20 protein-coding genes, 1 pseudogene and 1 riboswitch are annotated in these 22,827 nt (G+C 39.5%); of the genes and pseudogenes, 16 read left to right on the top strand and 5 right to left on the bottom strand.

What is annotated here, in order from left to right; genetic code table 11:
* Positions 1–10 precede the first annotated feature (10 nt).
* From FQ087_RS01340 to FQ087_RS01355, 4 genes are all read right to left on the bottom strand, one after another.
* On the bottom strand, positions 11–1,468 hold the full coding sequence (locus tag FQ087_RS01340; RefSeq protein ID WP_149578768.1) for an aldehyde dehydrogenase family protein: 1,458 nt from the start codon (positions 1,466–1,468) through the stop codon (positions 11–13).
* A gap of 170 nt (positions 1,469–1,638) precedes the next feature.
* Positions 1,639–2,208 (bottom strand): SCO family protein, encoded by a 570-nt coding sequence (locus tag FQ087_RS01345; RefSeq protein WP_149578769.1) that lies wholly within the window; start codon positions 2,206–2,208, stop codon positions 1,639–1,641.
* Position 2,209: 1 nt separating this feature from the next.
* Positions 2,210–3,625, bottom strand: coding sequence for a sensor histidine kinase (locus FQ087_RS01350; RefSeq protein WP_149578770.1), 1,416 nt, complete (start codon positions 3,623–3,625; stop codon positions 2,210–2,212).
* Positions 3,626–3,628: 3 nt separating this feature from the next.
* Positions 3,629–4,303, bottom strand: a complete 675-nt coding sequence (locus FQ087_RS01355) for a response regulator transcription factor (RefSeq protein ID WP_255452111.1) — start codon at positions 4,301–4,303, stop codon at positions 3,629–3,631.
* 165 nt (positions 4,304–4,468) lie between these two features.
* Between FQ087_RS01355 and FQ087_RS01360 the strand changes: the two genes are divergently transcribed.
* The 10 genes and pseudogenes from FQ087_RS01360 (at position 4,469) to FQ087_RS01400 (ending at position 14,979) form a co-directional block, all read left to right on the top strand.
* Positions 4,469–5,215 (top strand): FixH family protein, encoded by a 747-nt coding sequence (locus tag FQ087_RS01360; protein ID WP_255452112.1) that lies wholly within the window; start codon positions 4,469–4,471, stop codon positions 5,213–5,215.
* A 271-nt stretch (positions 5,216–5,486) separates the two neighbouring features.
* Positions 5,487–6,059 (top strand): annotated as a pseudogene (locus tag FQ087_RS22785) (class I SAM-dependent methyltransferase); the annotation flags it as partial.
* A gap of 78 nt (positions 6,060–6,137) precedes the next feature.
* Positions 6,138–6,608 (top strand): S-ribosylhomocysteine lyase, encoded by a 471-nt coding sequence (locus FQ087_RS22790; protein ID WP_255452256.1) that lies wholly within the window; start codon positions 6,138–6,140, stop codon positions 6,606–6,608.
* Positions 6,608–7,540 carry a PLP-dependent cysteine synthase family protein gene (locus FQ087_RS01370; protein WP_149578773.1) on the top strand — a complete coding sequence of 311 codons (933 nt, stop codon included), beginning with the start codon at positions 6,608–6,610 and terminating at the stop codon, positions 7,538–7,540. The genes FQ087_RS22790 and FQ087_RS01370 overlap by 1 nt, the downstream gene beginning before the upstream one ends.
* 3 nt (positions 7,541–7,543) lie before the next feature.
* On the top strand, positions 7,544–8,677 hold the full coding sequence (locus FQ087_RS01375; RefSeq protein ID WP_149578774.1) for a bifunctional cystathionine gamma-lyase/homocysteine desulfhydrase: 1,134 nt from the start codon (positions 7,544–7,546) through the stop codon (positions 8,675–8,677).
* 604 nt (positions 8,678–9,281) lie between these two features.
* Complete coding sequence (locus FQ087_RS01380; RefSeq protein WP_188006604.1) at positions 9,282–11,021, top strand: methyl-accepting chemotaxis protein; 1,740 nt, start codon at positions 9,282–9,284, stop codon at positions 11,019–11,021.
* Between the two features lie 508 nt (positions 11,022–11,529).
* On the top strand, positions 11,530–11,973 hold the full coding sequence (locus FQ087_RS01385; protein ID WP_149578776.1) for an OsmC family protein: 444 nt from the start codon (positions 11,530–11,532) through the stop codon (positions 11,971–11,973).
* A gap of 216 nt (positions 11,974–12,189) precedes the next feature.
* Positions 12,190–12,858: a gamma-mobile-trio protein GmtX gene (gmtX, locus tag FQ087_RS22280; protein WP_188006605.1), complete on the top strand. Its 669-nt coding sequence runs from the start codon at positions 12,190–12,192 to the stop codon at positions 12,856–12,858.
* A gap of 330 nt (positions 12,859–13,188) precedes the next feature.
* The gene (locus FQ087_RS01395) at positions 13,189–13,530 is read left to right on the top strand and encodes a hypothetical protein (protein WP_149578777.1); all 342 of its coding nucleotides are present in this window, start codon (positions 13,189–13,191) and stop codon (positions 13,528–13,530) included.
* 363 nt (positions 13,531–13,893) lie between these two features.
* On the top strand, positions 13,894–14,979 hold the full coding sequence (locus FQ087_RS01400) for a DUF2087 domain-containing protein (RefSeq protein ID WP_255452257.1): 1,086 nt from the start codon (positions 13,894–13,896) through the stop codon (positions 14,977–14,979).
* 54 nt (positions 14,980–15,033) lie between these two features.
* Here the strand turns inward: FQ087_RS01400 and FQ087_RS01405 are convergent, their stop codons facing one another.
* Positions 15,034–15,591, bottom strand: a complete 558-nt coding sequence (locus FQ087_RS01405) for a GbsR/MarR family transcriptional regulator (protein ID WP_149578779.1) — start codon at positions 15,589–15,591, stop codon at positions 15,034–15,036.
* A 224-nt stretch (positions 15,592–15,815) separates the two neighbouring features.
* On the opposite strand from FQ087_RS01405, the gene FQ087_RS01410 reads away from it, so the two are divergent.
* The 6 genes from FQ087_RS01410 (at position 15,816) to FQ087_RS01435 (ending at position 22,818) form a co-directional block, all read left to right on the top strand.
* On the top strand, positions 15,816–17,078 hold the full coding sequence (locus FQ087_RS01410) for a quaternary amine ABC transporter ATP-binding protein (protein WP_149578780.1): 1,263 nt from the start codon (positions 15,816–15,818) through the stop codon (positions 17,076–17,078).
* The gene (locus tag FQ087_RS01415; protein WP_149578781.1) at positions 17,071–17,922 is read left to right on the top strand and encodes an ABC transporter permease; all 852 of its coding nucleotides are present in this window, start codon (positions 17,071–17,073) and stop codon (positions 17,920–17,922) included. Before FQ087_RS01410 ends, FQ087_RS01415 begins: the two co-directional genes overlap by 8 nt.
* Complete coding sequence (locus FQ087_RS01420) at positions 17,919–18,821, top strand: glycine betaine ABC transporter substrate-binding protein (protein ID WP_149578782.1); 903 nt, start codon at positions 17,919–17,921, stop codon at positions 18,819–18,821. Before FQ087_RS01415 ends, FQ087_RS01420 begins: the two co-directional genes overlap by 4 nt.
* Before the next feature lie 844 nt (positions 18,822–19,665).
* A riboswitch (FMN riboswitch) is annotated at positions 19,666–19,813 on the top strand.
* 59 nt (positions 19,814–19,872) lie between these two features.
* Positions 19,873–20,955, top strand: coding sequence for a bifunctional diaminohydroxyphosphoribosylaminopyrimidine deaminase/5-amino-6-(5-phosphoribosylamino)uracil reductase RibD (gene ribD, locus FQ087_RS01425; protein WP_149578783.1), 1,083 nt, complete (start codon positions 19,873–19,875; stop codon positions 20,953–20,955).
* A gap of 6 nt (positions 20,956–20,961) precedes the next feature.
* Positions 20,962–21,612, top strand: coding sequence for a riboflavin synthase (gene ribE, locus FQ087_RS01430; RefSeq protein ID WP_149578784.1), 651 nt, complete (start codon positions 20,962–20,964; stop codon positions 21,610–21,612).
* 12 nt (positions 21,613–21,624) lie between these two features.
* On the top strand, positions 21,625–22,818 hold the full coding sequence (locus tag FQ087_RS01435; RefSeq protein WP_149578785.1) for a bifunctional 3,4-dihydroxy-2-butanone-4-phosphate synthase/GTP cyclohydrolase II: 1,194 nt from the start codon (positions 21,625–21,627) through the stop codon (positions 22,816–22,818).
* The last annotated feature ends 9 nt before the right edge of the window (positions 22,819–22,827 follow it).

Here is a 22,827-nt window from a genome sequence, read left to right on the forward strand (position 1 = left end):
TCCTCATTTATTAATATGGAAAATTCCTTTGTCCATAATTCACTGAAATCCACTTCATTGTAGTGAACTCATCAAGGCTCCACTGTCCGTTCAATCTACCGATGCCCGATTGATTTTCACCGCCGAAAGCTACTATTGGCTCATCGTTAATTGTGATATCATTCACGTGTATCATCCCCGAGTGAATTTTCTTAGCCATTTGAACACCACGTTCAACGTTAGAAGTGTGGATTGCTCCACTTAAACCGAAACGAGTATCGTTTGCAATTGCAATTGCCTCTTCTTCTGTATCGAATGGAATAACGCAAACTACAGGTCCAAATAGCTCCTCCTGTGCAATTTGCATTGCTGGGGTTACGTCTATTAAAATTGTCGGTTCGACTAAGTTACCTGTCATTTTTCCTTCAAGCAAAGCGGATGCCCCTTGTTCGATGCCTTTATTTATGATTGATCGAAGGTTGGAAGCCTGGCGTTCATTAACGACAGGGCCGATGATCGTTTCGGGATCTCTCGGATCTCCAACTTTTAATGAGGATACTTTTTCTTTGAATTTTTCGAGGAATAATTTGTATGCAGATCTATGAACCAAAACGCGATTGGCACACATACATATTTGACCTTGATGTGTAAAACGGCTGAACGCTGCAGCGTTTACTGCGTAGTCTAGATCGGCATCTTCCATAATGATAAAGGCGCTGTTTCCGCCTAATTCTAAAATTGGCTTCTTGAAGTTTTTAATGGCGACCTGCCCAATATGACTGCCCACTTTTGTAGAACCTGTAAATGAAATAATTCGTGGAATTGGATGTTCAATAAATGAGTCGCCTATTTCTTTGATATCCGTAACAACGACATTTAACAGACCTTTCGGAACGCCAGCTTCTTCGAATATTTTCGCAATAAGCGTTCCTCCGGTAACAGGTGTTTCTTCATGTGGTTTTAATACAACACCGTTTCCAGCACCAATAGCAGGCGCCACTGATTTCATGGATAAGAAGAATGGGAAGTTGAATGGACTTATGACACCGACAACTCCTACTGGAATACGATATAATCTGTTCTCTTTTTCATCTTCGATAGAAGGCAAAATTTTCCCTTCCATCCTTAAGGGGAAGGTGGCTGCTTCTTTAACCATATTAACAACAAGTCCGATTTCAAATGCGGCTTTTAATCGAGTCCCACCTAATTCGTCGATAATCATTTCAGTAATTTCTTCCTCGTGTTGTTGGATGTAATGGGCAGCTTTTTCGAGGATATCACGTTTTTTATAGGCATTCACTTTGTCCCATTGTTCTTTTGCGTCTAAAGAAGCTTTATATGCTTGATCTACGTCATTGATTGTTGCCATCTTTAAAATGGACAATATTTCACCGTTATAAGGATTAGTGTTCGTGAGGGTATTTTCACTTTCCCCATCTCTCCAAGAACCTCCTATATACTGTTTGCTAAGTGATTGAATGGTTAACATGTTATTCCTCCTAGGAATGGAAATAGTGTTTTTTAGATAATCTTTCCCTTCTATTATCGGCATGATAATTCTAATCATTAGTTTGTTGTTACATTGAGAAAACATAGTCTATTAAGGGGAATCAAAATAACCGAGAGTCTCCGTGTACTTGGAAACTCTCGGTTATTTGATTACTTATGCAGTTTTTTAATATCCTTTATCATTTTCTCAACATAGGATTCATCTACGTAATTGTATTCTTTCACGATCCTGCCTTGCTGATCAATCAAATAAAAGTTTGTCCCATGAATGACTTGGTTGGATGTGGATGGTTTTTGTACAATTGTTTGAAATTGTTCCCTGGCGAAAACTTCAATTTCCTCTTGTGAAAAGCCGGTCAACATATGCCAATTCGATTCGTCGTCTGTGAACTGAAAAAGGTAGCTTTTTAAAACTTCTGGTGAATCAATTGTTGGATCGACAGTGAACGATACAAATTCAACTTGTATGCCTTCATCCTCGAATTTTTTTTGCAAATCCGCCATCTCTATTGTCATCGGAGGACAGACGGATGTACATTTTGTGAAGACGAAATCGGCAATCCAAACTTTCCCTGCTAATTCATCCGTACCAAAAGGTTGTCCATTTTGGTCTGTATAAGAAAAAGGGATAGCTTCTTTTCCATTCTGTGGCTCAGAACTGCAAGCGGAAAGCCATACTGTAAAGACAAGGGGAATAAACAGATAGCATGTGTTTTTCAAATTACACCTCTTCTTTTTCGTCAATAGATAAGCCTGGCAATCGAATCGTTACGGTTGTTCCCGTCGTGGCGTCGCTAGTCATCTCAAATGTCCCTTTGTGCAGTCGGATGATTTCTTTTACAATGGGGAGTCCTAAGCCAGTACCACCGGTTGTCCGATTCCGGGCTTTATCTGTCCTGAAAAAACGATCGCCAATTCGTTCGAGATCTTCATCGTCAATAAGAATTCCATCGTTTGTTACTCGGAATTGAAGGGTTTCCTCTTTTTTTGTTAATTCAATTGCCAAGGTTCCGTTTGTAACAGAATATTTTACGGCATTGTCAATTGTATTGTAAAAGACTTGTTGAATTCTTTTTGGGTCAGCTGTAAGAATAAGTTCTTCTCCAATATTCAATACAAGACATAATTCCATCTCATCGATAAGTATCGTGAACAAGTCAACTGTGTCTACTAATAATTGAGCAATAGCAATTGGCTGCATGTCAATGGAATACAAATCTTCTTGTAAATGATTTAATTCCACAAGATCAGTGATTAATTTGGTCAGTCGAACTGTTTCTTTTTCAATCGTTGTCAAATAGCTTTCTGCTTCTTCAGGTGATGAATATATTTTGTCTTTAAGTACATGTGTGTAACCGCTAATATAAGTGAGCGGTGTACGAAGTTCGTGCACGATGTTTGACGTGAATTCCTTTTTGCGTTCTTCCTGCTGTTGGAGTGAAAGGCTCATCTGATTGAACGCCTTTGTTAATTGGCCAATTTCATCGTCCCGTTCGGTTTGTATCCGATTTGAATAGTTACCTTTGGATACTTCAAAAGAAAGCTGCTGAAGATCTTGCAACGGTTTGAACAAAGAGCTCCATACCTGATTGATAACTAAAAAAAGTATAAAGAAAAATAAGCCACCAACAATCAATAGTATTGGAATGCTACCTCGGAATACATCTTGAACTGCAGCAAGTGGGACATAAATATAGATGTATCCGATAAGTCCTTTTTCACCTTTGATTGGAAAAATCGCCCCTAGAATTTCATGGTCAAGTTCTCTTACGAATCCTTCTTTTAGAACGTAGGATCCTTTTTCCAACTCTGCCATGTCATTTGCGTCGACAAGTGTTTCATAATTGACCTCATAAGGGAAATAGGATGTGAGATCCTCTAAGTTATCAACGACGATAATTTCGTATTCCGAAACGATGTTGTACCATTGAATTTTACCGATGATTTCATCACTTAATTCCCCGTAATGGTAATGAGAAGCCGTCCTTTTCCCTTGATAGACAATGGATTCTTCAATACTTGTCAAATACAATTCTGAATAGAGATAGTGGATGAAGAAAAAGGAAAAGAGTATTGTAAACCCGATACTGGAAATTAGGACCATTCCAATTTTCTTGCTTAATGTAAGGTTCTTCAATCTTCACACCTCGAATTTATAGCCTATACCCCAAACTGTTTCAATCAGCTCTCCATCATTCCCCATTTTGAGCCTTAACGTTTTAATATGTGTATCTACTGTGCGCTCGCTACTTTGATGTTCTTCTCCCCAGACGATATGAAGCAATTGTTCCCTTGAATAGACGTGACCTCTATTTTTAGCAAGTACATGGAGCATACCGAACTCCTTTAATGTTAATATTAACGGGTTTCCATTCAGTGACACTGTATGCGCTCCGTTATCGATAACGAGTGGCCCGACAGTTAACGTATCAGCGACAGGACTATTTTTATAAGATCGTCTCAGAACAGATTCAATTCTTGCAAGAAGCTCTCCTGGTAAAAAGGGTTTGACAATATAATCGTCGCCGCCAAGCTTTAAACCTTGTATTTTATCCCATTCGTCTCCTTTTGCTGATAAAAAGATGAGCGGGATTGTCGATGTGCGCTTTATTTCTTTAGCGAAAGTAAAGCCATCCATATAGGGCATCATTACATCTACAAGTAGTAGCTGTGGATCGGTCTTGGTTATCAGTGATAGTGCATGGATACCATCGGTTGCTTCGACGACAGTGTAACCTTCTTTCTCAAGGAACATTCGAATCAGTTTCCTCATTTGCGGTTCATCGTCTATAATCATAATGGTGGATGGATTCAAGATAAAACCTCATTTCAATTGTAGAATGCTCATTGTACTCATTTTCTCTAATACATGTGAAAATTATGTGAAGCGCAGTACTTCACATTTAGTTCTAACTTATCTTTTATAATCATAACGAACATAATGAACTACGTTAAGTAAAATGACTATGGGGGAATCTTGTTGAAAAGAAAATTTGGTTTATTAGTAGGGGTATTCATGTTGGCTATGATGGCAGCGTGCAATAAAGAAGAAACGGTAAAAAAAGGAGAGGCGGGAGTACCTCTACCGCTTGATGTGCAGCTAACAGTGACAGAACAAGTTGAAGTGGATGGCATTATAAAAATTGCGACTGTTGTTACTCAAGGTGAAGACAAAATAGATGACGCTGATGAAGTTGAATTTGAAATATGGGAAGAAGGAAAAAAAGACGCGAGTGTCAAAGTTAAATCCAAAAATGACAAAGACGGATTGTACACTGCAGAAACTTCATTTGATCATGATGGTCTGTTCTATATTCAAGCCCATGTGACTGCGAGAGGTTTGCATACAATGCCGACAAAAGAAGTAACAGTTGGTAACGGTGGGAATTATGAAGAAACTGTTGTAGATGAACACGATCATGGGCAAACTGAAGGGTTTTTGATGCATTTTACGAAACCAGAGAATTTGAAATCTGGTGAGTCAACTGAAATGGTTGTCCACCTGCAAGTAGATGACAAACCACTTGAAAAAGCACGAGTACGTTACGAAATTTGGAATGAAGCAAATCCTGATAAACATGATTGGGTCGATGTGGAAGAAACAGTTGCTGGTGAATATGTAGCTTCTTATACATTTGCAGAAGCGAGTTCGTATAAGGTTCAAATTCATGTAGAAGACGATAAAGAATTACATGAACATGAAGAATATACGATGGAAGTTAAGTAATGAAAAATGGAACCGACTAGCCCGATGGGGCAGCCGGTTCCATTTTTTTATGTGCCAAAAGGGCGAGGTTCTTAGATAAATAATTCACAAATACCGTAATGATATGCAAGAACTCGGCGATGCTATTTGAGTATTTACCGGACAATATATTTCCGATTTTATTGCCGAGCATAACTTTCATAGAAATTAGGTTCGTGGTAAAGGAAATGATAATATGCCTAAACCATAGTAAAGAACTTGGAATAATATGTTTAGAAAAAGGAGTTTTATTATGGGACGTGAATTTATCGATATTTTTGATGAGTGGATAGACTCATATGACGCATCAGTTGCTGGAGAGGATCCCGAATACCGTGATGTATTCGAGAGGTATGACGAGATTCTAAACACTGTTACAAGTGAAGTAGTTGGAACTATTCTAGAATTCGGCACAGGTACTGGAAACTTGACTGGGAAATTAATAGATGCCGGCCATCAAGTAATTGGCATTGAACCAAATACTGCGATGCGGAGAATAACGGCTGAACGTTTTCCTTCAATTGAAGTTAAAGACGGAGATCTTGTAGATTTTGAAATCGGCAGTATTGCGATTGATTCAATTGCAAGTTCCTATGTATTTCATCATTTAACTGACGAAGAAAAAGGAATTGCGTTGAAGAGGTATGCACAACTGTTGCCGACACATGGCAAAATTGTTTTTGCGGATACTGCTTTTATCACGGAAGAAGCTAAGCAAGCTCAGATTGAAAAGGAACGCGCAAGAAACTTTCATAATGTTGCAGACGACTTAGAGCGTGAATATTATACAACGCTACCAGTATTGACGAACATATTTATAAAAGCAGGATTCGATGTGACGTTTACACAACTGAACGATTATGTCTGGCTAATGGATGCAACTAAAAGATCAGGGGAGACCAAGATGAGAAAATTGAATGTCGAAAGCTTTAACTTAGATCATACGAAAGTCGTAGCTCCTTACGTGCGTTTAGCGGGAACAAAACAAGGAATTCACGGTGATGAAGTGTTTAAATATGATTTACGTTTCACACAGCCTAACAAACAGTTTATGAAAATGGATGCCCTACATTCATTAGAGCATTTAATGGCAGAGAACATTCGAAACCATTCGGATAATGTTGTCGATCTCAGTCCGATGGGTTGCCAAACTGGCTTTTATTTATCGGTCATCAATCATGATGATTTCGAAGACATTCTTGTTATTTTAGAAAAAACGTTACGGGATGTACTTGTGGCAACGGAAGTGCCAGCTTGTAATGAAGTGCAGTGTGGATGGGCCGCAAGTCATAGCTTAGAAGGTGCCAAAGAGTTGGCAGGAAATATGCTTGCAAAAAAAGATGAATGGCGCCAAGTGTACAAAGAGGAAGCGTAATGAGAGTTTACCGTAATGTACAAGATTTAGTTGGAAATACACCGGTTGTTGAGATTAGCCGCATAGCTATCCCGAATTCTTGTCGAATATTTGCGAAGCTAGAGTACCTAAATCCAGGAGGAAGCGTAAAGGATCGGCTTGGATTATCGCTCATTGAAGATGCAGAGCAGTCGGGAAACTTGTTACCTGGTGGAACAATTATTGAACCGACTGCAGGAAATACGGGTATCGGTCTGGCTCTTGCTGCGATTGGAAAAGGCTATAACGTGGTGTTTGTTGTTCCAGAAAAGTTTAGTTTAGAAAAACAGACACTTATGCGTGCTCTTGGTGCTGAAGTAGTCAATTCGAAAAGTGAACTGGGTATGAGAGGCGCGATAGAGAAAGCTCGAGAACTTGTACTAAAGACATCTGGTGCCTATTCACCTTCTCAGTTTTCGAATCCTGCAAATCCAGCTACCTATATGAAAACACTCGGACCTGAATTATGGCGTGATTTAGATGGACAAATCGATGTTTTTGTAGCTGGTGCAGGATCTGGTGGTACATTTATGGGCACCGCGCAATTTTTGAAAGAGCGTAATTCGAATGTGAAAACAGTAATTGTGGAACCTGAAGGCTCAATACTCAATGGCGGTGCAGCGGGATCTCATATAACGGAAGGGATTGGAATGGAATTTTTACCAAATTATATGAACCTTTCATATTTTGATGCCATTCATACTGTTAGGGATGAGGTCGCGTTCATGCAGCTGCGCTCATTGGCGAAGAATGAGGGGTTACTAGTTGGAAGTTCTTCTGGCGCAGCCTTTCACGGTGCTTTACTTGAAGCAGAAACCGCGGAAGTGGGTAGCCACATTGTTACTATTTTTCCTGATTCAAGTGAGCGTTATTTAACTAAAAATATATATGATCTATTTAAAGGGAGAGAATAATTCATGCGTGCAAAAACGAAATTAATTCACGGTGGTATTGTTGGAGATGTAACGACAGGTGCAGTTTCGACACCGATTTACCAAGTAAGTACGTACAAACAAGAGACAGTCGGTCAATTTAACGGTTATGAATATTCACGAACAGGAAACCCAACTCGTCATGCGCTAGAAGTATTGATAAGTGATTTGGAGGGCGGAAAAGCGGGCTTTGCTTTTGGCTCTGGAATGGCCGCGATTAGTTCGGTGATGATGTTGTTTAGTAAAGGGGACCATATTGTACTAACGGATGATGTCTACGGTGGAACATACCGTGTCATGACGAAAGTGTTGAATCGCTTTGGTATCTCAGCAACATTCGTTGATTCTAGTGATGTTACAAAAGTAGAAGCCGCGATTGAAGAAAATACAAAAGCGATTTTCTTAGAATCGCCAACAAATCCGCTTTTAAAAGTAACGGATATCGAAGCTATTACTAAACTTGCAAGAGAAAAGGATCTGCTCACAATTGTCGACAATACGTTTATGACACCTTATTTCCAACAACCAATTGCTCAAGGTGCAGACATTGTATTGCATAGTGCCACAAAATATCTCGGAGGTCATAGTGATGTCGTAGCTGGACTTGTCGTTGTAGCAACAGAGAAGCTAGAAGAGGATTTACACTTCATTCAAAATTCGGTTGGTGCAATTCTTGGACCGCAGGATTCGTGGTTATTGATTCGCGGTATAAAGACTCTTGGACTTCGTATGGAAGAGCATAATGTAAATGCGCAGAAAATCGCAGAGTTTTTAGATGAGCATGAGGCAGTGGGGAAAGTATATTATCCGGGACTTAAAACACATCCCGGCCGAGAATTGATGACAAGGCAAGCGACCGGCTTCGGTGGTATGATTTCGTTCGATGTTGGAAGTGAAAAGAAAGCCGATGAGCTTCTTGCAAAATTACGCTACTTTACGCTTGCAGAAAGTTTAGGTGCAGTTGAAAGTTTGATTTCTATTCCTGCACGAATGACACATGCATCAATTCCGCGTGAACGCAGATTAGAACTCGGTATTACAGACGGGCTTGTTCGGATTTCGGTAGGGATTGAAGATGTGGAAGATTTACTAGAAGACTTGGCAAGAGCGTTAACGTAACAATACAAAAGCTATTTACATTCATCGTGAATAGCTTTTTGTAATTCAAATAAAAAGACTCACGTCTGTTGATTAACCATATAGTTGCATAAAATACTGGTGAGAAGTGCTTGATAACCTCCATTTTCACTGGACTATTTTGGACCGCTTTCGGCTAACTATTTAGGACAGATTTACTGAGGTAGCCTAGGTATGGCTAGAAGTGACACTTCTTTAAAATAAATAAGAATAAACTATAGAGACAGCATCAGCCGCCAAAATTGCATCTTTGGCAGCTATTAACCATGTAAATGCCACTCTATTCTTTTGTCCCAAAGAGCTTTAGCACTTCGTATACTTATGTATTTGGAGCGCGACGGATGAAGGACAACCCTACAAATCCAGACATCTCGGTAATCGTACTAGTAGTCATTCAATCCATAGCAATCCTAAAGCGCAACTATACAAGTGTGGCCGGGGGAAGGTATTTATTGGTTATGTTTAGTTAATCAAGAGGCGTGAAAAACTATTCCAAATTACATACAGAAAAATTACACAACCTTTACAGAGGCTTTACACACATATGAGAAAATTGAGTATAAATTCCTGTAAGGTGGTTATTAAAATGAGCCGATTGGCACAAAAGTTTGTTAGGAAGATTAATTTTGGGCAAGTGAACTGGACAAGATTACCTTTACGGATTACAAGAGTTTCATTTAAAACAAGATTACTATTCGTGATTTTAACAATCCTGTTACTTTCTACAGTAACGATAGGATTCACGGCGTATGAAAAAATGAAAACAAACACTATTGAACTCGTTTCTTCTCGTTTAGAGAGAGAAGTGACAATCGTTAATGATTTAGCAAAAACATTGATGTTGGCTCATATTGGAAACAAGGAAAAATTCATGGTTGAACTTGAAGAGGTCATTAAAAGGCAGCATGTATCGTTAACCCAAGAAGGTTATCATGCTACGATGTTTTACTCGAAAGATAATCAGTTGTTTCCTTTTGAGGTGAGTGGAAATTCAGATTTCAATTTGTCTAATCAGATTGTAGAAAAAATAAGTAAGAGTGGTAAAGGTATATTACATGAAATGATTCAAGGAAATCCCTATACAATCAGCTATTTTCGTATTCAAGAGTTGGGTGGGGAATTTGTTATTGTCGTTCCGGACAGTGATTACTTAGTGGATACGAAGGAAATGGGAATCCTGATTTTGATAACGATCTTAATTGCGTTAATCATCGCGTTGCTACTAATCGCGCCGACGATTAACCGTATGACGAAACCAATAATTGTATTGCAACAAAAAATGCGTATAGTTAGGGAAGGGGATTTGGGAATCGATTTATCGATTCAATCTTCTACACCTGAATTCCAATCACTTATTAAAAGTTTTAAGATGATGATTGAAAATATGTCTCATATGCTCGTGGAAATTAAAAACACAAGTATACAGCTAGAACGGACTGGCAGTCATTTAAACGTGAATTCAACTACGCTACTAACAAAAAACAATTATATGAATGCCCAGGTTACGGAGCTTGAGAAGATTGCGGCAGAGACGGTTTCCGTTTCAACTGCACAGCAACAAGCCTTCCAGCAGATGAAAAATCAAACGGCCGCGTTGTTTAACGAAATGGAAGAAGTTTTTAATGAATCAACTGTTACAAAACAAGTCGTGAAAATAGGGGAGACTTCGACAATCGAGGCAGCAAAAAAGATGCAAATATTTTTCGAAAGTATGGAAAGTGTCATTCAAACGATTGATGATTTACATGGGAAATTCATGTCCGTTTCTAAAGTTGTTAGAACGATTGACAATATTGCTAATCAAACCCGTATGCTTGCATTGAATGCGAAAATCGAAGCTTCTAGGGCCGGAAGTGCTGGAGCAGGATTCATAGTGGTAGCAAATGAGGTGCAACGATTAGCGGAGCAATCGGCTTTCGCTACAGGAGAAATTAAAGATACGATTTCACAAATGGAACAATCCGTTGACAGGACTACTTTAAATATAGAAGAGATGCAAGTAGACGCAACAAACTTTGAAAGCATTACACGAGAAAATAGCAGTAATTTCAAAGCTGCTGCTGATCATATTCGTATATTGGATCAAAGACTATTCATCATGAAGGATCACTTGAACTCATTGGAAAGCGTTCTGCCCCTATTGGAGGCATCAACAAAGCAAGTTGAAAATGTTTCTGAGAAAAATCAAAGTAATGCTGCAGAAATGATGCGTGTATTTCAAGAACAATTTGAAGCGATGCAAGCTGTTGGGAAAACGGGATCAGAGCTATCTTTTCTTTCCAATAAACTGTTGGCTAATGCCAATCGATTTACTACTTTAATTTGACACGTCAAGCGAGTAACCGATAAAAAATGATCATCTACATGGATAAAAGCCGCCAAAGATACAATTTTGGCGGCTGATGATTTCTCTATAGTTTTTTCTTATTTATTTTAAAGATGTGTCACTTTCCATAAGGCATCAGATGATTAGATGCATATTCCTTGCTAAAAGTAATCAAGGAACACATTGTACAACATCCAAGAGTGCGCGACAGGCAACTATTCGCAATAGGATTAACAAGGAGGAATGAACTACAATTCCTCTCTAAAAAGTGTGGCTAGAAATGACGGAGTCACTTCTAGCCACACTTTTCTCCCGGTAACTGTATCGTGATTATTTCGCCGAAAGCGGTCCAAAATAGTCCAGTGAAAATGGAAGTCATCAAGCCCTTCTCGCCAATATTTTATACGAGTAACTGGTTAATCAACAGACGTGTTAATTTGATTTACTGAATCGACGGATAGTAAACTGTTTATAAAACAAATAAAGTAATCAATGGGGGACTTTTCTAATGGCAGAACACTACTTTCATTTAACAGCTGACTGGCCGGGTTTGCGGAATGATATAGGAACAATCGATGCAGGGAATTTGAAAACGAAGATTTCGATTCCTCCTGAAATGGACGGGCCGGGAATTGGTACAAATCCGGATGAAATGCTATTGGGTGCTGCTGCAACATGTTATATTATTACACTTGCGGCTATGATGGAGCGAAGTAAGCTGGAGAAAGTTGCCTTGACGATGAAGTCAGTCGGCGTTGTCGATGTAACGAACGGTATCATTACATACAAAAAAATTATCCATAAACCTCAAATCGTGTTGCAACGGGACGCGACTAAAAAAGATGAAGCGTTAGCGCACAAGCTTGCGGAAAAAGCGGAAACGTCCTGTATGATCAGTCGTGCTATCAAAGGAAATGTAGAAATCGAGTTAGTCGCGACTGTAATAAAATAGAACGCTAAGATGTTAAAAAACCGTACTATTATGTTATTACAGGTAAGAAACCATACTAAAACTTAATAGTTAACCACTAAATACAGTCTTTATACACATAAAAGGCTGTATTTTTTATTGTTCTAAAATATTATTACAGGTAGAATACATACTAAATACCAAATATATGAAATAATATAATACTAATTCAAGATACATAGTTACGGGGGGGGATTTATGAGATATGTAAGAATGCTAACAAAAACATACAAAGACAACACTGGTAGAAGTATTGACTTGTATTCTCTTCTCATAGAGCACAATGGAGAAACAAGTCTTTTACATCCATTGCACGAGTATCAGCTAAAAAACCATGTAATGAGCAAGTCATGGCATAACAAACTTATACAGGCAGTGGAATTAATGCTAGATTATATGGATGCAAATCGACATTACTTTTCATCTCCAAAGGCTTTCTTTGAATCCTTTGCTGAATCTATGCATTCTGGGACGATTGGTGAAGATGGGTATGACCCAAGTGGTCTTTACTGGTTACCTAAAAGAACCACTACAGCGTATAATCTTCTCTACTCAATAACTCAATTCTCTGATTGGCTGGCAGAGAATGCATTGTTGAAACACCAGACAACTTTGACCATTGATATGAGAGATATGAGGTTACAACAACGAGAGTCATTGCCATCAGGTTCTACGGAGGTATTAGCAGCAAAAGTTGAAGGGCTATTACCTACCGAAATAAACGCGTTAGAGCATGCCGTTTCCGAAGAATTTCTTTCCCATCAAGGTTGGATTCCAGATACTCAGGGAAGAGTTAAAATGAAGGGCATGCTACTTTATAAGGCTGGATACGTGACAGCGATAAAAAAGATTTTATCTTCCACTTAGGTTATCTAAGTTCTCGATATAAATTTTGTTTCTTCTTCAACTAACGGAGCAGTTTAGATGAAGAAGGAGGTAATACTTTTGCTGTTTTGAGCATCTCTTGATAAGGGGGTGTTTTATTTGGAAAAAGGTGTTGAAAGCATATCAAATTGGATACTTTATCTCGCATTAGCTTTTCTCATTGTAGCACCAAACAACTGATTATTCCGTTATTCAACTAACAGGGCAGTTTAGTCGAATAAATAAAATTAGAAAAAAGTGGAACTTTAGTTTGTTTATATTCGTATAAATATTATGAGTTGATTATTATGACACTTGAAAGGTGGATTTTTTATGTACAAAGTGAATGGTATAGAAGCTTATGAAGCACATAATCGAACTGAGTTATTAGCAGGTTTAGAGGCAAAATCTGAATATATCCTTATTAAAGGAGACTATTATAAAGAAGTAAGAGAGATTATGGATACTCATCTTCCAGAGAACGAAAGTATGGGAGTGGCATTAGGAAGTGCAGGTGTGTTATCAATTCTTAATTATGCAATAGATGCAGTAAGAAATTCATTCAGTAATGCAGATAAAATGGATAAAAAAATTGACAGAAAGTTAAATTCATTCAAGGTTAAAAAGATTACAGATGATGGTTTATTATTGAGCTTAAAGCAGTTAGATTATTAGAACTTGCATACATAGAACTATTTTGGATAGTTCTATGTGAATAAATACACTTAAACAAACGGGTGCTTTAGTTTAAGAAGTAAATATTAAAAAACGGACTTCCGCTTTTATGGAAGTCCGTTTTTTAAACTTAATAACAACATTAAAATTTAACAGAGCCAAAGTTTTAGTATATATACTAAAACTTAAACCCTTTATCCAAAAGGCATCAAGTGCATTTAGTATATATATTACCTATAATAAATTATGAGTACGTTTTTTTTTGTGTGTGTGTAAAATCAATGTTGAATAAATTGTAGATAAAAGTTATATTTGTTTATATAAAATAACTATATAACGAAAGGTGTTTATGATTAATTGGATATGTCACTAGATTACCCATTAGAAGTTATGGAAAAAGGATACAGTGAAGAGAGTCGTCATTATCGCTGTTTAGTATGTGGTGAAGAAGTAGAAAAGGGAGTTATATATCCTGTAGGAGATGTGCTTTTCGCAGATTGGCGTTATATGGAACATCATATTGAAAGGACGCATGGAAGTGTTTTTGAACTATTACTCTCGGGTGGTAAGGAACAGACGGGGTTGTCCGATCAACAGTCGAAACTGCTTTCTTTGATTTACGCGGGGAAGTCAGACAAAGAAATTCAACAGGAACTGAAAATCGGAAGCATGTCGACGATTCGTAATCATCGTTTTTCATTACGAAAAAAAGAAAAACAAGCAAAAAACCTTCTTGCTCTTATGAATTTGGTGAAACGGCAACAAGAACTGGTAATAGATGTACCGAGTATCGATAAGCCGATTGAGAAATCATTTGAGCCCTCAAAAGAATTAGCTAGCTATTTCTCAGAGGAAGATGGGCGTTTGAAAACATTCCGTTTGAAAGAACAAGAAAAAAATCAACTATTGGCTGAAATTGCATTGCTCTTTAAACCGAAAAAAGTGTATTCAGAAGGTGAAGTAAATGCGGTTTTGGTGACAATATTTGAAGATTATATGCTATTACGACGGGAGATGATCGACCGTGGTGTGCTAACGCGTAACGCTGAAGGAAGTGCATATGGCCTCGTGCAAAATGGAGATGTCGATGAAATGGATTTTAAAAAAGAAATGAAGATGAAAGCGAAGGCAGAGAAACCGAGTTATGGTATTTTTCAAATCAAAAATGAAAAGAACGGAAAGATTTTTATAGGTTCGACACCGAATTTCAAAACATTGAACGGATTGAAATTCATGTTAACTACCGGTGGCCATAAAAATAAAGAATTGCAATCCGATTGGGATGAACATGGAAAAGAAAGTTTTGAAATCGAATTACTCGAAACGATAGATGAAAAGGATTGGAAAGGAACTAGTAAGGGCGAAATTCTTGAAAAGCAGTTGGAGAAGTGGTTAGAGGAGTTACAACCATACGGAGAAAAAGGATACAATCGTATTAAAAAATTATGATGGATAAGGAAAAAGACGGTAAACACTTAATTGTGAATGCCGTCTTTTTCATGTTCACTTATTTTTCGTATCCTGTTCAGGCTTTTTAATTGGCACGAGATTAAAAATATCATGATCTTCAAAAGCATCAACAAGACGATCGAGCCATTCGTAATAATCACGTAGGTATATTAGTTTTTCAATATCTATATATACTTCTTCTCTCAATCCATCATCTAACGAAGAATCGTTCACTAGTTCTTCCAGTTCAGCCAAAGATCTTCTGATTGCGGCTGAATGAAAGGAAACAGATCTTCTCCACTTTATCGAAAAAAGATCGATGAAGCTTTGGTACCAATCATCTTTCACTTGATAAAGGTCTTTTCGGACCCCTCTTTTCCAAGCGCGTTCCACTAACTTCAAATCGGAAAGTGCCCTGACAGATGTGCTCATACTCGTTTTGCTCATTCCGAGTTCTTCTGTCATGTCATCCAATGTTAACGGCTCATTATGAAAAAACATCGTACCATACTGTCTTCCGGCAGAAGGTGTAAGACCATATAGATGTATATTTTGTGCGATGGATTCAATGATCCGCTCACGAGCTTTTTCAAGTTTTTCATTACCGTTCATAAAAGTCTTCCCTCCACTAGCATCGACATTCATTAACCGATCCAGCCCATTTCTTATAGCCTATTATATCCTATCTTAAAAAGCAATTCGAAGCAATAAAAGTTCGTACAGTTTTTTCTGTACAAACCATTTAAATTGAGAAAACGGTTGTAATGAAGAAAAAAGACAGCTATACTAGAAGACATTCGCTAGTTTTTAGTTTTGAAAATATAAGGAGTGTATGTATGAGTGAACAAATAGCAAAAAAGAAAATCGAAGTGATAAACACTACGAAGATTTTCGGTAAAAATGCGAAGCGGGCTTCCCAGCTTCTAAATGAAGGAAAAACAAAAAGTGAGATTTTGAAGGCGACCGGAGCAACAGTCGGCGTGAAAAATGCGTCATTCGAGGTGTACGAAGGTGAAATATTCGTCATTATGGGATTGTCAGGCAGTGGGAAATCAACGCTTGTTAGATTGTTGAACAGGCTGATTGACCCAACTATGGGCAATATCCTGCTGGACGGTGAGGACATTGTCGGGATGAATAAAGAACAGCTTCGTAATGTAAGACGTAAGAAAATTGGAATGGTATTTCAAAACTTCGCACTCTTTCCCCACAAGACGATTCTTGAAAATGCCGAATATGGCTTAGAAATCCAAGGAGTAGCAAAGGTAGAACGTCAAGCCAAAGCAAAAGAATCCTTAGAATTAGTCGGACTTGCAGGATATGAAGATCAATTCCCTACCCAGTTGAGCGGAGGTATGCAACAGCGTGTTGGTTTAGCGAGAGCGCTAGCTAATGGACCAGATATTTTGCTGATGGACGAAGCATTTAGTGCACTTGATCCTTTAATTCGCAAAGATATGCAAGACGAATTATTGCAACTTCATAATGATATGGGGAAAACAATTATTTTCATTACCCATGACTTAGATGAGGCACTTCGTATTGGAGACCGTATCGCATTGATGAAGGACGGGGAAATCGTTCAAGTTGGAACGCCCGAAGAGATATTGATGAGTCCATCGAATGAATATGTAGAGCGTTTTGTTGAAGATGTGGACCTTTCTAAAGTATTGACAGCGGGACATATTATGAAAAAAGCAGATACGATTCAAATCGACCGTGGAGCGAGGGTAGCTCTTCGTATGATGAAACAACTGGGGATATCTTCAATTTACGTTGTCGATAAAGCAAAGCGTCTTTTAGGTGCAGTCACGGCCCAAGATGCGGGTTTGGCTATTGAGACAGGGAAGACGCTTGAAGAAATAATGATTACTGACCTTCCGATGCTACTTCCGGATACTGTGCTAATCGATTTGTTCGATATCGTATCGACAGCTGTTATCCCGGTTGCAGTCGTTGATGAAAATAATAAGTTACAGGGAATTATTATTCGTGGTGCTTTGATTGGTGCACTTTCAGGTGACAATCAGTTTATCAATAATAACGGAACTTTCGATTCCGATGAAGAAACGGACACGGAGGTGAAGATAAATGGATAAGCTATTACCTAGACTTCCCTTTGCAGAGTGGATTGACAATGGTGTTGATTGGCTCGTGGTAACTTTTGGTACATTGTTTGACGGGATTTCAGATTTTCTTACAACAATCGTTGAAGGATCAGTAGAATGGCTCGACATGGTGCCTTCTATTTTACTTGCTGTATTACTTGCCTTGCTTGCGTGGTTCGTATCCACTCGGCGCATTGCATTATTCACATTGTTCGGTTTGCTGTTTATCGATTACTTAGGGTATTGGTATCCAATGCTACAAATGTTGGCGCTCGTACTCACCTCTGTATTCTTCGCGCTTATAATCGGAATTCCGATTGGTATTTGGGGTTCACAACAAGCGACAGCAAGAAAAATTATCAATCCATTATTGGATTTGATGCAAACAATGCCAGCATTCGTTTATTTACTGCCGGCTATATTCTTCTTCAACATCGGGGTCGTCCCGGGTGTTGTGGCATCTGTTATATTCTCAATGCCACCAACAATCCGTTTGACAATGCTTGGAATTGAACAAGTCCCGAAAGATTTAATCGAAGCGACAGAAGCTTTTGGCTCTACAACTTGGCAGAGATTGAGCAAAGTGCAAATTCCACTTGCTAAACCAACAATTATGGCCGGGGTCAATCAAAGCATCATGCTTTCGTTATCTATGGTTGTTATCGCTTCAATGGTTGGTGCACCAGGGCTTGGCGAAGAGGTATACCGGGCTGTAACGCAATTGAAGACGGGTGTTGGTTTTGAAGCAGGTCTATCCATTGTAATTGTGGCGATTATTTTAGACCGGGTTACACAACACGCTGGAAAGAAAAAACAAGGGGGAATTAAAAAATGAAATTAACAAAAAAAGTAATAGGAATTGGTGCGGTTGCACTGCTTGCAGTCGGACTTGCGGCATGTGGCAGCGACAAGAATGACGCAGGCGGAGATACCACTAAAACCGTTGGCGAATCAGTAGACTATAAAATTACGGGTATCGATCCAGGGGCGGGTATCATGGAAGCAACTGAAAAAGTACTTGTAGAATATGACCTTAAAGATTGGGATCTTACAACAGGTTCAAGTGCGGCAATGACAGCTTCATTGAAAAAAGCGTATGACAAAGAGCAGCCAATCATCGTAACGGGTTGGACGCCACATTGGAAGTTTACGGAATACGATTTAAAATATCTTGAAGATCCAAAAGGTGTGTACGGTGGGGAAGAACAGATCCGTACAATCGGTAGAATTGGATTAGCAGATGATATGCCAGAAGCGCACCAAATCTTATCACAGTTCAACTGGACTGAAGAGGATATGGGCGAAATAATGGTAGCTATCCAAGACGGTGAAAAAGAAGATGCAGCAGCACAAACGTGGGTTGATGCAAACGAAGAAAAAGTAGCTGAATGGACAAATGGCGTTGAAAAAGTGGACGGCGACAAGATCAAACTTGCTTATGTTGCATGGGATAGTGAAATCGCTAGTCATAACGTTATGAAAATTGTTTTAGAAGATATGGGTTATAAAGTGACATTAACACAAGTTGAAGCAGGTCCATTATGGACTGCAGTTGCTGACGGCAGTGCAGATGCATCACTTGCAGCTTGGATGCCATTAACGCATAAAACATATGCTGAAAAATTCGAAGGTAAATACGAAGAACTTGGCATCAATATGGAAGGTGTCAAAGTCGGTCTTGTGGTACCGAAGTATATGGACATCGATTCAATTGAAGACTTGAAGAATAAGTAATAATTGCTATAAATAGTGAACACCACGTCTGTTGATCAACCAGTTATTCGCATAAAATACTGGTGAATAGGGCTTGGGAAAATCCATTTTCACTGGATCATTTCCGGTCCGCTTTCGGCGAAATAATCACGATACAGTTACCGGGAGAAAAGTGTGGCTAGAAGTGACTCCGTCATTTCTAGCCACACTTTTTAGAGAGGAATTGTAGTTCATTCCTCCTTGTTAATCCTATTGCGAATAGTTGCCTGTCGCGCACTCTTGGATGTTGTACAATGTGTTCCTTGATTACTTTTAGCAAGGAATATGCATCTAATCATCTGATGCCTTATGGAAAGTGACACATCTTTAAAATAAATAAGAAAAAACTATAGAGAAATCATCAGCCGCCAAAATTGTATATTTGGCGGCTTTTATCCGTGTAGATGTCCCTCTATTCTTTCGTCTCAAAGAGCTTTAGCACTTCCTGTACTTAAGCATTTGGAGCGCGAAGGATGAAGAACCACAATACGATTATCGAAAAAAATGTAGGGATGCGACAAAGTCGCATCCCTACATATCCAGCCATCTCGATAATCGTATAGAAGTCATTCTATCCAAAGCAATCCAAAGGCAACGATACACGTATCGCCAGCAGAAGTTCGTGTTACAAACTGGTAATTATTGGTTTATCAACAGATGTGATTAAACATATGAATACCTGCTTAAACAGAGTGAAGGCTACCCCTAGTACCGTAGCGAATTCAATGAGATTTACTTGATAGAAGACTCAGTTCCGTTCAATCGGCCAGAGTCTTCTTTTGATTTTATGGAAGTAGTATGCTAACTTTAACTCGGCACGTATAAACAAACTCTTCGGGGCAAGGTGAAATTCCTTACCGGCGGTGATCGAGCATTGCTCGTTAGTCCGTGACCCGTCCTTCCTCGTTTGGAAGGCGGTGGAGCTGGTGAAATTCCGGCACCGACAGTTATAGTCTGGATGGGAGAAGTTGTTTGGATATGCGTGCTATGCTTGTAGGCTCTGCCCTTTCACAAAACGAAAGGGGGAATGCCAATGGACCCTCAACATTATATGAGACTTGCTATTGAACTGGCACGTAGTGCACAAGGACAAACCTCGCCGAATCCACTCGTTGGTGCTGTTTGTGTGAAAGACGGCCAGGTTTTAGGGACTGGTGCGCACTTAAAAGCTGGGACACCCCATGCTGAAGTGCATGCACTGTCAATGGCGGGGACGAATTCTATTGGTGCGGATCTATACGTGACACTGGAACCGTGTGCCCATATTGGGAAAACACCTCCGTGTACAGATCTCATTATATCGTCTGGAATTCAACGTGTTTTTGTTGCGTCTATCGATCCGAATCCTTCCGTCAATGGAACAGGAATCGGGCTTCTTAAAGCTGCTGGGATTGAAGTCATTACCGGCATTTTACAGGAAGAGGCAGAGCAGTTAAACCAAGCATTTTTTCATTTCATCAAATACGGGAAACCATACGTTACCTTGAAAGCCGCCGCAACTCTTGACGGTAGACTTTCAACGCAGAACGGGGACAGCAAATGGATTACTTCGGCTGCATCACGAACCGACGTCCATCACCTCCGCCATACCCATGATGCTATTTTGGTCGGCGTACAAACCGTACTTCACGATAACCCTTTCCTCACCACCCGTTTGCCCCATGGTGGAAAGAACCCAATTCGAATTATTTTAGACCGGCATCTTAGGACGCCAAAAACATCGAATGTTGTTACAGACGGCGATGCAGAAACAATTATTTTTACACTCGATTCAACAGAATCGGAAACTACTTTTTCGGATTATCCTCTCGTTTCAATTGAAAGGATTCCAGACAACGTAGCTTTTTTGAGTGAAGTCTTAAAACGTCTTGCTGATAAAGAAATCATGACGTTGTTCGTAGAAGGCGGTAGCAAAGTGCATTCCAGTTTCATCAATGAAGGTCTCGCAGATGAACTGTATTTGTATATGGCTCCGAAATTAATCGGCAACGGTGCCTCTTTGTTCATGGATGATAATCGAAACCTGATGACAGAAGGCGAATCCCTTCGTTTTTTAGATGTGCGACAAATCGGGGACGATATACGATTGCACGCCAGGTTTCTGAAGGAGGATTGACAGCAGTTGTTTACTGGAATTATTGAAGAAATAGGAACAGTTTCAGCGGTTAGGTCAGCGACGAATTCATTGCAACTAGCAATTAGGTGCACCAAAGTGCTCAGCGATGTGGAAAAAGGCGATAGCCTGGCAGTGAACGGTGTTTGTTTGACGGTATCAGATTTCTCAAGCAATCAATTTACAGCTGATGTCATGCCTGAAACTGTTAAAGCGACAACTCTTCAAACATTGCGTACGGGAAGTTCAGTTAACTTGGAGCGTGCTATGGCGGCGAATGGTCGTTTTGGTGGACATATAGTCAGTGGACATGTTGATGGCACTGGCGAAATCGTTTCGGTTAGACAAAAAGAAAATGCAGTCTACATGGAGATTAGTATCGCAACTGAATTATTGAAGTATTTAGTTCCGAAAGGTTCTGTAACTGTGGATGGAACTTCGCTTACTGTCTTTGGTGTGACAGGTAGTGGATTTATTATTTCACTGATTCCGGTTACCCAAGACGACTCAATCATTGGCCGAAAGCGGGCAGGGGATCGTGTGAACGTAGAATGTGATATGCTCGCAAAATATATAGAACGACTAATGACTACCAATAAAGAGAATTCAACTGGTGGTTTAACAATGGATACTCTTATCGCCAGTGGGTTCCTTAGTTGAGGGGGAAAACAGATGTACTCAACCGTAGAAAAAGCAATTGAGGAACTGAAAAAAGGAAAAGCGATTATTGTTGTTGACGACGAGGACCGAGAAAACGAGGGTGACTTTGTTGCACTTGGCGAATTTGCTACACCTGAAATGATTAACTTTATGGCGACAGAGGGCCGCGGATTGATTTGTGTGCCAATCGATGAAAAGAAATCGCGTCAGCTTAAACTAGGACTTATGACAGAAAATAATAGTGATGTGCATGGAACTGCATTTACAATTAGCATTGATCACGCGGATTGTCACACTGGAATCTCTGCATTTGAACGATCGGAAACAGTTTTAAAGATGCTTGGGAATGAAGCAGGTCCAACAGACTTTAGAAGACCAGGACATATTTTCCCACTAATCGCGAAGTCTGGCGGCGTCTTAAAGCGCGCGGGTCATACAGAAGCGGCGATAGACCTTGCTAAGCTTGCGGGGGGAGAACCGGTTGGCGTCATATGTGAAATTATGAACGTCGATGGGACAATGGCAAGAGGGCCACAATTGAAAGAGATAGCTGATCGATTCAATCTTGTTATCTTAACAATTCAAGAATTAATTGCTTATCGACGAATCAATGAAAAGCTTGTTGAGCGTATTGTAGCTATTCAACTGCCAACAGATTTTGGAGATTTCACATCAGTCGCTTTCGTAGAAAAAGAAACCGGGAATGAGCATGTCGCTTTAGTGAAAGGCGATATTGAAGGTGCAGAAAATGTACTTGTCCGTGTTCATTCGGAATGTTTAACGGGCGATGTCTTTGGCTCATGTCGCTGTGATTGTGGTCCGCAACTTCAAGCTGCACTTACGCAGATTGAAAATGCTGGAAGAGGCGTCCTGCTCTATATGCGTCAGGAAGGTCGAGGCATTGGTCTCGTCAATAAAATGAAGGCATACAAACTGCAGGAAGAAGGTTATGACACTGTCGAAGCCAATGAGAAATTAGGATTCCCGGATGATCTTCGAGATTACGGCATTGGTGCACAAATACTGCGGGATCTCGGGTTGACGTCAATTCATCTTCTGACAAACAACCCGCGTAAAATTGCTGGACTTGCGGGGCACGGGTTAGAAATAACAGAGCGTATTCAAATTGAAATGCCAATTAACGTGGAGAACAAAGTTTATATGGAAACAAAGAAAAATAAAATGGGACACTTATTGCATAATTAAGGAGGAAAA

The organism is Sporosarcina sp. ANT_H38, from assembly GCF_008369195.1.
Lineage (GTDB): Bacteria > Bacillota > Bacilli > Bacillales_A > Planococcaceae > Sporosarcina.